Source organism: Xanthocytophaga agilis (genome assembly GCF_030068605.1).
Taxonomy (GTDB): domain Bacteria; phylum Bacteroidota; class Bacteroidia; order Cytophagales; family 172606-1; genus Xanthocytophaga; species Xanthocytophaga agilis.
Genome location: NZ_JASJOU010000001.1, coordinates 1,612,463 through 1,626,523, shown reverse-complemented (window position 1 = coordinate 1,626,523; position 14,061 = coordinate 1,612,463). Strand labels below are relative to the sequence as shown.

Here is a 14,061-nt window from a genome sequence, read left to right as displayed (position 1 = left end):
GTGTCTGTTTTTCGTGATGGGCTACAAAAACTCAAAGAAAAGCTCACTTGTCTAGTCGATTTTCGAGAGTATCTGCTCAAGCGCTTTCCTAAAAAATCAACTATTTTTAAAATTGTCTAGTAGTATATATCTTTCTATAAATGAAGTCAATAATAGCTTCCAGTAAAAAACATCCTTTAGCACTAATACTTACCCTAAAATGACTGAACATGAAAAAGCTAATTTTCTGTATCCTTTCCCTAATCACGCTACTCAGTGGTCTTCCTTCAATTGCACAGAACGAGGAACAGGTGACCCTTCGGGTAGTGAAGAAAAATCAGGAACCGAAAGCCGTTCTTGATGCGATAAAAAAAGATTTTCCCACTGCCATTAGCCGTAGTTTGTCTTTTCTGCCAGAAAAGGATTTTGGTCAGCAGTGGACAGTGGAAAGTAATAAAGCTATCTCGACAGTAGATATTAATTATTATCAGGTAGAAGTCAAGACCAAAGATGCCATCCAAACGGCAGTCTATGATAAATCAGGAAACCTGTTACGAATTAGGAAGGTGATTAAAAACGGAAAGCTTCCAGATCAGGTAAGAAGTACGGTTTCCAAATTCGATGGCTGGCAGATGATTGGCAATGAAGAGCAGATCACAGATGACAAGCAATACACTATTTTCTACAAAATACGGCTCAAAAAAGGAATCTCCCGGAAAACACTGTTTTTAGATCCTACAGGTCAGATTAAAAAAGACCTACCTATCTAATCTACTTTGCCTATTTACTACTCTACTTATCTAACTGGTGCAATCAATGTAATTTAACCAGTTACTTTTGATCTGGCTCGTTTACTACAGAAATATATTATCCGCAGGGAAAATAGTTATTGTTTTTAATTAAGAATATGCATGTAGTTATCTTCAGACCTTCCATTCCTAAAATAGAGGAAAAATTTTCTGTAGCATTTGTTTGTCGAACAAACAGAGTCAATCGCAAAATGCAACCTGAACGTAAGGTTGCATTTTTTATAAAACCTACTCATACAATTACTGATAGAACCGTTTTATCAGATTATAGAAGGTGGAATTTATTTATACCTGATAGCAAACATTAGACGTCTATGTAAACACACTCAGATATGCAAACACATTCAGAAAGCGTTCTGCACCACCAAAAAACATTTTTCACACATATTCAGGATTATCTGAGTGAATTTGTATTTGGAGGTATTGATGGAAGCGTAACCACCTTTGCTGTAGTAGCAGGAGCAACCGGAGCCAGTTTATCTTCCTCCGTTGTCATTATTCTGGGTTTTGCTAACTTGTTTGCGGACGGCTTTTCTATGTCTGTGGGGAGCTATCTTTCAGCTAAATCAGAACGGGACAACTATGAGAAACAAAAAAGAATTGAGTATTGGGAAATAGATCACTTACCCGAACAGGAGCAGAATGAAATCCGGGAGATATTTGCCGATAAAGGTTTTCATGGAGAGTTGCTTGAGCAGATTGTTACGGTTATAACCTCTGATAGAGAGCGATGGGTGGATCTGATGATGAAAGAAGAGTTGGAAATGATTCCCAGTACGAAGCCTCCTTTTCTGATGGCTGTAGTTACATTTTTCTCCTTTCTGACAGTTGGGTTTATACCTATCTTTCCATATGTACTGGATTTAGTGATTTCAATCCAAAAAGAATACTTGTTTCCAACTTCCTGTTTATTCACATCTATTGCATTTGCCCTTGTCGGATTTCTTAAAACTTATGTAAACGAAACCAGCAGATGGAAAGGAATTGTCGAAACTGTTTTTTTAGGTGTATCTGCAGCTTTGGTGGCTTACTATATAGGTGATTTTCTAGAAAATATTATTTCCTGATAGTTTAATTTTCCAATAATTTATCTACTTACAAATACTAGAGTGTGCTTAAGCTATCTCATTAGTTTCTATATCATATGTAGAACCAATGTCAGCTATGTATCAGTCCAGTAGTTGCCTTATATCATTTTTTCCCATTTCCAGATAAGTACTTTTACACTATAAACAGATCATAACCTGGCAACACATTAACCTTATTTCTTACTGGTTCATATCATACTGGCAAATGGATAAACGGAACCGATCAATCTTTTTAGTAGTACTAGCAACAGTTTCGCTTTTCTACTTTTATTGCAAATATGATCTGAAACGGTCTGATATTTTATATTCTTCATGGAAGCTCGTTCAAAATCCTTTTCAATCGGATAGCATACAAATTGGCAATGAACTGGTTAGCCAATATATTCAGCAGCTTTTGGACACTGCTCATACTTATTCTCTAGACGCTCATTCTCTAGATTCATTGCCTGTTCAAACCAGAAATTTGCAAGCTGTTTTAGCTGATTTTTATCAAAAACGTGGCTGGCAGCCCATCTGGAGCAGTAATCTTTTGCAAAACACAGCTGCAGACAGTGTTATTGTCCGTCTGTATCATCCAGAAGCTTTTGGGTTGCTTTCTCATTTTTATCGAGTATCTGTTCTAGAAGATCTCTATCGCTCTTCACAAAATACCACACAGAAAACACGGCAGGCACATCTATTGGCCCAATGGGATATTCATTTCACAGAAAGTCTTTTGCTATTTACAGCTGATTTAGCCAATGGGAGAATTAACTCTACTTCTTTACTACCTGTTATACATACCCGATGGATCTGTGAAGAAGGAATGCAGAGACTTGAGCAGGTCATAGAGGACTTACAATGGGAGCAGTATTTTCAAACTTGTCAACCGAGCATGCCTTTGTATAAAGTTCTGCAACATGCAACAGCCCGATTTGTGCAAATGCATCAGATGGATACAGCCTCTTTCTCGTTTAGAACTCTCGGACGCGATTCACTACAACTCCTTCTGACTGTGAAGCAGGCACTTACCCATAGTGGCTGGCAGGTGAACTTTCCAGATACATTACCGATAAAACAACAATACGAACTGATTAGACCTACCCTCCAGCTTTTTCAGCAAAGTCATGGACTGGAGCTGACGGGTAAACCAGATAAAACAACGCTTGCAGTGTTGGGCCGCAACAATTGGCAAAACTTTTTGCAGCTATGTATCAACCTTGAGCGCCTGCGCTGGGATAATCTGCAAGACAGTTCCTATCTTCTGATAAATATTCCCGAATATGAACTGCGTTTGTATCAGGCAGATTCGATTCTGCTGAGTCGTAGATTAATAGTAGGAAAGCCCGATTCTCCCACTCCCATACTAAGTAGTGCTATCACCTATTTTGTCATAGCGCCCGAATGGAATGTTCCCCGCAGTATTGTTCTCAAAGAGATGCTTCCCCGGATTCAGAACAATAGAAGTTTTCTCTCTGACAATCATTTGATGATGCTCGATCAGAAGAGTAATGTGATAGATCCCTACACTCTAGACTGGAATAAGATTACTCCACAAAACTTTCCATATACCATCCGGCAACAGTCAGGTTGTGATAATGCCCTAGGAAATATTATCTTTCATTTTCCCAATAAGTATAGTTTTTATCTTCACGATACTCCTGCCAGGAAACTGTTTGACAAAGTCTATCGGGCACTTAGCCATAGTTGCATGCGTATGGAAGATCCGGCAGAACTTGCCACCTACCTACTCAAACGTGAACATAGCAAGCAAATGGTTACCCGTCAGTTGATTGAACAATGCCAACTAAAACGGGAGCGCAGACAGTATATATTGAAAAGTCCTTTTCCTATTCACATCCGCTATTATACCTGTGGAGTGAAAAAAAATAGTTTGTGTTATTATCCGGATATTTATCAAAAAGACAAGGCACTACTTAGTCTCTGGAATCAGCCAGAAACGTCACATCCAGTAAAGCCAATGCATCTGGTAGAAGCATCAAATGTAGAAGCATCAAATAAAGCAGATATCTACAAGCATTGACTTTGCAAATCTTCAATCCTTAAAGATCGCCTGCTTATAGACAAAGTGCCTGACAGACAAAGTTTTCTGATAGTAAATCAGTGATTTTCATCATCGACATATGGAATGTAGATCATCGCAACCTGCCTTCCTTCTCATTCTTTGTATGCCAAAAGCAGCTTAGCTTAGTCCTATTAATTCATTATTCTACTCACTGATTATTCTACAACCTACCATCATGGAAACAGCACTTGTCACAACTTATATCCTTCCTTTTCAAAACATTACGATCTCCCAGATAAGCCAGGTCGGGGGTAAAAATGCGGCCTTAGGTGAAATGTTCACTGCCCTTGCAGGGAAAGGGGTTCTGGTACCTGATGGCTTTGCCACTACCACACAGGCCTACTATGACTTTTTAGAATACAATCACCTGTATGAAAAAATTCATCAGGCATTAACTCAGCTTGATACAAACGAGTACAGCAATCTGGCGCAAACAGGGGAGTATATCCGTAACTTGATTCTTTCGGGGCAACTTCCCCCTTCACTCCAGTCTGAAATCCGGATAGCATTTAGAAACTTACAAGGCAAATATACACACCCTATACAGGTAGCTGTTCGCAGTTCTGCTACTGCCGAGGATTTGCCTCATGCCAGCTTTGCCGGGCAGCATGAGTCCTTTCTCAATATTACGGATGAAGAACAGTTGTTAAGAAGTTGCCTTCGCTGTTATGCTTCTCTTTTCAAAGACAGAGCCATTAAATACCGATATGATCATGGGTTTGATTCGATGAAGGTTGCTCTGTCAATAGGGATACAAAAGATGGTCCGATCTGATCTTTCCAGTTCGGGAGTTTGTTTTACCCTTGAGCCGGATTCAGGCTTCAGGGATGTTATTCTGATTACAGGTTGCTGGGGCTTGGGCGAAAATATCGTGCAGGGAGCAGTCAATCCGGATGAATTTATGGTATTCAAACCCACTCTTGAGCAAAACAAACAGGCCATTCTCTCTAAAAAACTTGGTTCTAAATCCATTACTATGATCTATGCTCAGAATCAATCTGCTGAGCTACATGATGGTAGTGAGCTACATACAGGGTCAGAGGCTGAACAACAAATAGAAAGTTCAGTTGTCAATATTGAAACGCCTGTAGAGAAAAGAAATATGTTTGTGCTTAGTGATCAGGAAATCAAACAACTGGCAGTCTGGGGTCAGATTATTGAAAATCATTACGGTCATCCTATGGATATTGAATGGGCAAAAGATGGATTGGATGGAAAGATATATATTGTACAAGCCAGACCTGAAACTGTTTTTAGTCAGCAGAAACAACAGTTAATATTAACAGAATATACTCTCAAACAGAAGGGCAAGCTACTGGCAAATGGAAAAAGTATCGGAAATCGGATTATCAGTGGAACTGCCCGTATTATTGACTCTCCACAGGATGCCGCGGTAAGGGAGTTGAAAGCTGGAGATATTCTGATCACAGATATTACCAATCCAGACTGGGATCCGATTTTGAAAAAAGTGTCTGCTATTGTAACCAACCGTGGAGGAAGGACAAGCCATGCAGCCATTGTTGCCCGTGAGATGGGAGCACTGGCTGTGGTAGGTACCACAAATGCAACCGAGAACATTGCAGATGGTAGCCTGGTTACAGTAGTTTGTACAGATGAGCAAAACGGGCAGGTCTATGAAGGTGCACTGGAATGGACAGAAAAAAGTACTAACCTCTCTCAGATCGATAAACCACAAACCAAAGCCATGTTCATTCTGGCAGATCCCGATCAAGCTTTCCGTTTGTCGCTTTACCCCAATGAGGGCGTAGGTTTACTGCGACTTGAGTTTATAATCAATAATTCGATAGGTATTCATCCTATGGCACTGGCTCATTTTGATTCGCTTTCAGACAAGGAGAAGAGCCAAATTGAACAGGCTACCAGGGGATACCAAGATAAGAAACAATTTTTTGTCGATAAACTATCTGAAGCTGTAGCAACTGTTGCTGCTGCCTTCTATCCCAAACTGGTGATTGTCCGCATGAGTGATTTTAAGACCAATGAATATGCAAACCTGATAGGAGGTAAGACCTTCGAGCCTATAGAAGAAAATCCTATGCTTGGTTTTCGGGGAGCTTCCCGTTATTATGATCCGCGCTATACAGATGGTTTTGCCCTCGAATGCCTGGCTATCAAAAAAGTACGAGATCAGATGGGACTCATCAATGTAAAAGTAATGATTCCATTTTGCCGTACCATTCAGGAAGGCAAAAAGGTATTGGACCGAATGCAGTCCTATGGGCTGGAACGGGGCAAAAACAACCTGCAAGTCTATGTGATGGCTGAAATTCCAAGTAATATTCTGCTTGCCAAAGACTTTGCTCAGATTTTTGATGGATTTTCCATTGGCTCCAACGATCTTACACAACTTACACTAGGTATAGATCGGGACTCTTCTTCTACCTCTGAGTTATTTAACGAAAACGATCCGGCTGTTCTGGAACTGATCGAACTACTGATCACTGTTGCTCACCGAATGGGTAAACCAGTCGGAATTTGCGGACAAGCTCCCAGTGATCTGCCTGAGTTTACACACTTTCTGATTGAAAATGGCATTGACAGTATCTCCTTTAATCCCGATGCCTTTTTGAAAGGATTGCTTACTGTCAACCAGACAGAGCAGAGCATGTCAATCAATCAGCATTATCAATCATAGCTACTTCTCATACTGTCAATTTACTTATAGTCAATTTGATGATATTAAATCGGGCAACCTGAAAAGGTCTGAAAACTACCCGTTTATCCGACTTTTTCTATAAAATAGTTTTCATTTTGATAGGTACACTTAACTGCAATCCTCTATGAAAAAGATCTATTCTCTTGCAGGCCTTCTCCTATTGCCCTGCATGTTTTTGCTTACCTGTGCAGCAACACCTAAGCTGATTTACCCAAAGGATCGTTCTGTATTTAATACCTGTACTGATTCAAAAACATTTATTGTCAATGCCAATGATAAAAGAGCCCGGCTGATTTATGTTTCTGTTTTTCAAAACGATCCTCGTCAGCTTCTTTACACCTTTACCAAACTTATTCCGACTCCTGAACAGGCTACTCAAGACATGGAAGTATCCACCTATCCCTATAAATACTTTCTGGAAAATGGGCAGTACCTGATTGAGGTCAAAACACTTGGTCAGAATGGTGTATTTATCGGACAGCGGTACTTTACCATTTTTGCAACAGGCTCAACGGGTGGTAGTAAACCACTGTTTGACTATCCAGCCCAAGGGGCTACAGATGTTGGCTTAACTCCAACCATTCGGTTAAAGCCTTATACCTCCTGTGGTACTTTAGGCAGGGTTATTTATTTGCTTGATCGCCATCCTGCAGACTGGAAGGGCAATGATTTGCAGATAGATACTTTGGATGGAGCCGTCTATGAGTGGAAAGTACCCAAGATGCTGGATACTAATACTGACTATGATGTAAGTGTTATGTTTCAGACAGATTATTTTTCTCCCTATGATCAGGTAAGCCACCTATCATTTCGGACAGCGGAAGGGTCACAGCTGGCTGGAGATCCTATTCTGGTCTCACCGGCTCCCGGTTCTGATTCAATCCCTATCTGTGGTCGCTATACAGGTGTGACTGTGAACCCTAATCATTCCGATGCCAGAAGTCTGGTAGTGAATATCTTCTTAAACGATCCCAGAACTTTAATCGGATCAGCCGGAGGCAAGCTTACTGCTCAGGAAGCAGTAAGCAATATCAGTCTGGCTTTTTTCAATACGCTTCATCCTTTGACTCAATATCTGATTGAAGTAAAAACCTATGATACTACTAACCACCTGTTAAAACAAAAATACTTTACCATTTTTACTCCTGCCAGAGACAATCCTACCCCTGAGTTTATCTATCCTCTGGCTGATCAAACCCAAGTATCGCTTTCTCCGGTAATCAGGGTTAAGCCCTTTCCCGATAAGGCGTGTGGCACACTGGAAAACATTCTTTATGTGCTGCGAGGTGGGGGAGAAGCAATCAGTGAACAGGTAGGGGCAGGTGTATATGCATGGGCAGTGCCTCATCCACTCCAGCCTAATACATCTTATCAGTTGACAGTCTACTTCCGGGGTCGGGGAATCACACCTATAGGAGCAGATGTATCCAATACTATTTCTTTTATGACCGGATCATCCGGTGTCAGTTCCGTTAATACCGGCTCTTTGGAAGCGAATCAAACAAGCTCCTCTGCCCGGATTAGTCAGCTAAATGCAGCAGAATCGGTAAGTCTGGAAATGGAACCCTCCCGAATCTTTCCCAATCCGGCTTCAGATCAGACAACGCTGTATTTATCTGCCCGTTACCAGCAAGCATACATAAAGGTAATAGGTCTGGATGGAAGAATCCTAGAAGAAAAACAACTACGTGGAGGACAGAGCTTGTTAGTTGGCGACAAACTCCGATCCGGATTATACCTGATTCTGATTATGCACAAAAACCGGGCTGAGGAACAGTTTAAATTTGTAAAGCAAGAGTAGTCTAAGCTCATCGCCTCTCTTAAAAATAAACTACTAGAAGATTCTAGTAGTTTATTTTTTGGTATTGCACACAGAAGTGTATAGCTATACTTTATTGACTATAATTCTGCCTGGTTTTCACTATGCAAACCATCTCAATAAGACCCGTCTCAGCAGTCTTAGTACAACTGTATGGCTTACTATATCTGTTGATTTTAGTTACAAATTATTTCCAAACTTTCAACAAGCAAGAATCCCTTACAAGATACTTTTAACAAATAACCGCTTGGTAATTTCTGTCAAGACAATATACAAAATAGCAATCCCTACCATGGCAGCCAAGAGTTTACCAGATAGAGGGTATAGATCAAAGGCAGACGCAAAAGGTAAATAAGGCAAAGCAAATACTATACTGCAGGTAATTAGGCTGGCCCAAATCAGGTAGGAACTGGGCAGACTTTGAAAAAACAGATGGCGTGTACGGATTACCAGAAGAATAAGAATTTCAGAAATTACCGATTCGATAAACCAACCCGTCCGAAATTCTTTAGGTTTTGTGTGAAATATTGCTAACAAAATATAAAAGGTCAGAAAGTCAAACAATGAGCTTTGTACGCCAAATACATACATGAACCGCTGAATAATTTTCATATCCCATTTTCTTGGTTTGGCAATAAGTTCTGCATCTACTTTGTCTGAGGCTATAGCCAGGGAAGGAATATCTGAAAGAAAGTTGGTAAGCAAAATCTGAGTGGGAAGAAGTGGCAAAAAGGGTAGCACAAGTGAGGATACAGCTACACTGAACATATTACCAAAATTGGCACTGGTTGTCACAAAGATGTATTTTAGGGTGTTGACAAAGGTTTTGCGTCCTTCAACTATGGCTTCACAGAGTACATCTATATTTTTTTCCAGTAAAACAAAATCGGCCGCTTCCCTGGCTACGTCAACCGCATTTTCTGTTGAAATACCAACGTCGGAGGCTTTAAGGGCATTGGCATCATTAATCCCATCCCCCAGATAACCTACTGTACTTCCTCCTTGCTGAAGAGCTTTGATAATGCGTTCTTTTTGTGAAGGCTCTATTTCTGCAAAAACATCTACCTGTTCTACTTTTCGCTCAAGAGCTTGACTGGAAATGTGGTGTAAGTCTGATCCGGTCAGAATGGTCTGGCAACGCAGTCCAATCTGAGTAGCCACATGTTTTACAACCAGGCGATTATCCCCACTAATGAGTTTAAGCGCAATGCCTGTTTCTTTAAGTCTTCTGACAGACTCAACAACACCTTGTTTGGGAGGGTCCACAAAGGTAATAAACCCTAAAAATATCATTTCTTTTTCCTGCTCCTTACTCACATTTATATCGAAAGAGATGGGTTTGTAACAAACCCCAATGATACGTAGTCCCTGTGAACAGAATTGTTCTGTTTGTCTTTGCAAACTAGATCGTACTGAGTCTATAGCAACCTTGTTTCCATCAGGCTCTTCAGCATAGCTACAACAGGCTACTATATTGTCTACCGCCCCTTTGGTAATTAGTAGTTGTTGGTTCTCAATGATTAGAGCAATACTCAACCGTTTACGTATGAAATCATAAGGAAGCTCACCTGTTTTTTTATACAGCTTTGTATTCCATGAGTTTATATCAGTATTGGTCAGTTTTCTCAGTGCTTCATCGATAGGATTACAAAACCCACTTTCCTGCACTGCGTTCCAATGGGCATATATGGAAGTTTTAGAGCTGTACTGACCATCTATTCCAACTACAGAATTTACCTCTACATTTCCTTCTGTGAGCGTTCCTGTTTTATCACAGCACAGAATAGTAATTGCTCCCATATTCTGGATGGCACTAAGCTTTTTTACAATCACCTTTCGGGCAGCCATCCGGCGTGCTCCTGCAGATAAGGTAATCGTTACAATGGCAGGTAGTAACTCAGGGGCGATTCCAACTGCAAGGGCTAAGGCAAACAACAACGAATCCATAAAGGGTTTGTCTAACCCTACGTTTACTATTACTAATAATAGACAAATAATCAGTGTCAGCCGCATAAGCAGATAACCAAACCTTCGGATGCCTTTTTCAAAAAAGGTTTCTTCACTGGCAGTTTCCAGTGAAGAAACAATCTTTCCCAGCTCGGTTTGCTGTCCTGTTTGTACAATTAAGACAGTTGCAGACCCACTGATCACACTTGTTCCCTGAAAAACAGCGTTCTTAACCTGAGAAAGAGAAAGATTTTCGCTACAAATGCCGACTTGTTTTTCTGTAGGATACGATTCTCCTGTCAGTACGGATTCGCTTACATGTAAATCATTGGATTCGAGAATATAGGCATCTGCGGGAATAATATTGCCTGCACTGAGCAAAACAATATCTCCGGGAACAATTTCATGGATAGGAACTTGTTTCACTATTCCAGCTCTTTTTACCTGGGCATTGATATGTACCAATGCTTGCAGCTTTTCCACTGCCCGTCCTGCATTACGCTCCTGAAAAAAACCAAGTAAGCCAGTAAAAAGCAAGACAATAATCACTATCAGACTATCTGAGTATTCACCAGCAGCCAAAGACAATACTACCGCTAATAGTAACAGCCCAATAAGTGGGCTTTTATACTGTGATAACAGTAGTAAAATATCTCTCTGCCAGGCTTTTCGAATATGGTTTTGCTTCTGCTGCTTTTGTAGACGTTTGATTGCCTGAGTATCTGTCAACCCATTTGTATGAGTCTTCAGGTGAGAAAAAAGTATCTCAGGTGACAGACTCCAGAATTTTTCAATCGATATCATCTTCAAATACAGGGTGAACACTAATAATTGGTTGTAACTTGATCGGTAACAGATAACTACAAGGCTAATTACAATGGATTTAAATGGCTTTTATCCATTAAGCAAATGGTAAAAGAGGGCAATGAAAGACAAAAGGGTCAGGATAAGGATAGCAATCTCAATAAGTGCCATTAAGGTTATTGGGGTTGTCTATACTTTGATAACCTATTAACAGTAATTGAATTAAGAGTAATTGAATGTAAATTCGTAACAGCACATCCGCTATACTGAGAAGTCAATCCAGACCCAAAGATGCTTGGTAAAAAGTGAGAAACTACCAAAAAGCTTCCATAGTAAGTCATACGTCGTTTGCATGGGAAATAATATAATATGGGTAATAATCCCCTGAAGACAAATAATAGCAATCCGGGAATGGTAAATTTTCCAATGGGTCTGTTTTAGTTTTTCAATACCCGAAGTTTATCCGGATTTAAAAACAGAATGTTTCCATTTTTGGTAATGTCAATCAATCGTTCCTGCTTAAAATCAGATAGTGTACGAATGACTGTTTCTTTGGATGTACCGGCAAGATTAGACAAATCTTCACGGGCAACCTGTAACTCTGTTGCACAGCCTTCTTTTTCCATCAAAAACAATAGAATATCCGCTACTCGCTTTCGGACTGAATTATAAGCTAGTTGTAATAAACGTTCTTCCCGTTCGAGAATATTTGCCGCCAGTGTGCGGATAAATGTAGTTGCTATTTCTGGACTGGAAGACAAAAGAGTGTGAAATTCCTGCCGGGAAATAATAGAGAGTTCTGTTTCCTCCATTGCCATGGCGGCCTCCGTATAATTACAGTTTTCAATAATCTCGGTATAGCCTAAAAAATCGCCTTCCTTATAAATCGCCGTAATGTATTCTTTACCTTCAACATTGGTTTTAAAGGTTTTTACTTTGCCTTTGTCAATGCTATACATTGCTGAAGGATAATCTCCTTCCAGATAGAGGAATTGTTTTTTACGAAGATGAATTATTTTTTTATCCCTTATTGACTCTGCTGATAGTAACTTGCCTGAATGGTTTCTTCCAGAACCAAGTATTGTAACTTGGTTTTTAACCTGTGGTCTTAACTCATTTTTTAAGTACTCTGTTTTTTTTAACCGCATTGCTACTGTTTCCAGTAGGGCAACGTCGTCAAAGGGCTTGATCAGATAGCCATCTGCACCTAGTCCCATCGCCTTCTGCAAATCATCTTTTTCGGCTTTGGCTGTTAGAAAGATAAACGGAATACAGGCAGTTTCCAGATCGCTTTGTAATAAATGTAAAACACTATATCCATCCAATTCCGGCATCATTACGTCACAAATAATCAGATCCGGTTTGTGGGTGCGTGCCAGTTCGACACCTTCTTTTCCATTACATGCCTGCAAAACCTGGTAAGTAGACAACTGCAGAATCTCTGTTATATTCAGTAATACATTGGGGTTGTCTTCAATAATCAGAATGGTTTTCATAGGAAGGTGGTTGTTTCAATGAGAGCAACAATGGCTATTTTTCTGATTAAGAATTTGTAAGCTGAATGATTCACTTGACTCCACTATCATCGAAGGCATAGTTTGGGATGTAGACTACAGATAAGAATAAAGATAAAAACTATATTCTTAATAAGAATTGTATAAAAGCAACATTTTGAATGACTTATGTCATTGCGTGGAAGTTGGTATCATATAAATAAAAATGGCAAGAAGGTATATGTAGACAGGAGTTTCTGTAATGAATGGTTTCTAAAACAGACCCCTCATGCTGCATGAGGGGTCTGTTTTATTTCTTTTCTTTGAAGGATTGCTTTAGTGTGTATTCACTTAACTAATACTCATCTGAGGGTGTAAGCTAAATTGTAAAGCCAGCTTATTTGTATGTTCCCCAAATCACTGGAAAAAATAGCTATCTAACTGGTGTAGCTTGGTCCTTTGCCTACTTTGAGTCGTCGTCTTCCGGCTCAGGTCGCAATCTATTGGGTGTATTCATTGGTTCTCCCATAAGCACTACTCCTGTAGCAGGAACAGAAACCAATAAGAATATTTTTGGTAACTTGCAGATCGGAATCAGTGCCAATATGGCTATGCCTCAAGCAGGATCAGAACCGATAGGTTATCTGAAAATACTGGTCTATAATAAAGAATATCAGTTACTAGGAGAACAGTGTAAAATCCGCCAAATTACGCAAGCTGCTTCAGAAGGCTGGGAAGAGTTATACTTATCCCATGTAGCCACAGAAGATGGCTATGTACAGATTCTACTAGCCAATGAAAGTGAAAGAGCGGTTTGGTTTGATGATATCAAGATCAGTTATAGCAGGGATCTGATTGTACAGGAAAATCATTACGATCCGTGGGGATTGAATCTGGCAGGCATTGAAACGCAGGGCAATCCTAATCACAAGTTTCAGTATAATGGAAAGGAAAAGCAGGAAGAGTTTGGATTGAACTGGATGGATTATGGAGCTAGAATGTATGATGCGCAACTGGGTAGATGGCATGTAAATGATCCTGTTGCCAATAAATATTCGGAGTATTCGCCTTATAGTTTTGTACTTAATAATCCAATGCGGTTTGTTGATCCAGATGGCAATACAGTTACTGATCCGAAAGGAAATGTTGTTTTCACTGCTACAAGTGAAGAAGGATGGCATCTTCAATATGCGCGTGAAGATCAAGATGGTAATGTAACGAAAGTGTATCATTTATGGTGTTGAAGGAAAGGTATTAACAGATAAAGGCACTGAATTGAAAGCTTTCAGGGCTACCTCAAATACAGTTAAATTCGAAATTAAAGTGAAGTATGATGGTAGTGAGCAAAAGGGTTAGGCAATAAAAGATTGCTCACGTGAT

Annotated in this window: 8 protein-coding genes; 6 read left to right on the top strand and 2 right to left on the bottom strand. The window is 40.0% G+C overall.

Going from position 1 to position 14,061, the window contains the following annotated elements; genetic code table 11:
• Window positions 1-209: 209 nt before the first annotated feature.
• The 5 genes from QNI22_RS06655 to QNI22_RS06635 all read left to right on the top strand — a co-directional run bounded on the left by QNI22_RS06655 (window position 210) and on the right by QNI22_RS06635 (window position 8,419).
• Window positions 210-749, top strand: a complete 540-nt coding sequence (locus QNI22_RS06655; RefSeq protein WP_314509845.1) for a hypothetical protein — start codon at window positions 210-212, stop codon at window positions 747-749.
• 371 nt (window positions 750-1,120) lie between these two features.
• The gene (locus QNI22_RS06650) at window positions 1,121-1,855 is read left to right on the top strand and encodes a VIT1/CCC1 transporter family protein (protein WP_314509844.1); all 735 of its coding nucleotides are present in this window, start codon (window positions 1,121-1,123) and stop codon (window positions 1,853-1,855) included.
• Window positions 1,856-2,081: 226 nt separating this feature from the next.
• The gene (locus tag QNI22_RS06645; RefSeq protein ID WP_314509843.1) at window positions 2,082-3,899 is read left to right on the top strand and encodes a L,D-transpeptidase family protein; all 1,818 of its coding nucleotides are present in this window, start codon (window positions 2,082-2,084) and stop codon (window positions 3,897-3,899) included.
• Between the two features lie 217 nt (window positions 3,900-4,116).
• Entirely contained in the window at window positions 4,117-6,597 is a 2,481-nt protein-coding gene (gene ppsA / locus QNI22_RS06640) for a phosphoenolpyruvate synthase (protein ID WP_314509842.1), read from the top strand.
• A gap of 145 nt (window positions 6,598-6,742) precedes the next feature.
• Window positions 6,743-8,419, top strand: a complete 1,677-nt coding sequence (locus QNI22_RS06635; RefSeq protein ID WP_314509841.1) for a T9SS type A sorting domain-containing protein — start codon at window positions 6,743-6,745, stop codon at window positions 8,417-8,419.
• A 237-nt stretch (window positions 8,420-8,656) separates the two neighbouring features.
• On the opposite strand, the gene mgtA is transcribed toward QNI22_RS06635, so the two are convergent.
• Window positions 8,657-11,188: a magnesium-translocating P-type ATPase gene (gene mgtA / locus QNI22_RS06630; RefSeq protein ID WP_314509840.1), complete on the bottom strand. Its 2,532-nt coding sequence runs from the start codon at window positions 11,186-11,188 to the stop codon at window positions 8,657-8,659.
• 437 nt (window positions 11,189-11,625) lie between these two features.
• The gene (locus QNI22_RS06625; RefSeq protein WP_314509839.1) at window positions 11,626-12,684 is read right to left on the bottom strand and encodes a response regulator; all 1,059 of its coding nucleotides are present in this window, start codon (window positions 12,682-12,684) and stop codon (window positions 11,626-11,628) included.
• A 398-nt stretch (window positions 12,685-13,082) separates the two neighbouring features.
• Here QNI22_RS06625 and QNI22_RS06620 point away from each other — a divergent pair, with 398 nt between their 5' ends.
• Window positions 13,083-13,925: an RHS repeat domain-containing protein gene (locus tag QNI22_RS06620; protein WP_314509838.1), complete on the top strand. Its 843-nt coding sequence runs from the start codon at window positions 13,083-13,085 to the stop codon at window positions 13,923-13,925.
• Window positions 13,926-14,061 lie beyond the last annotated feature (136 nt).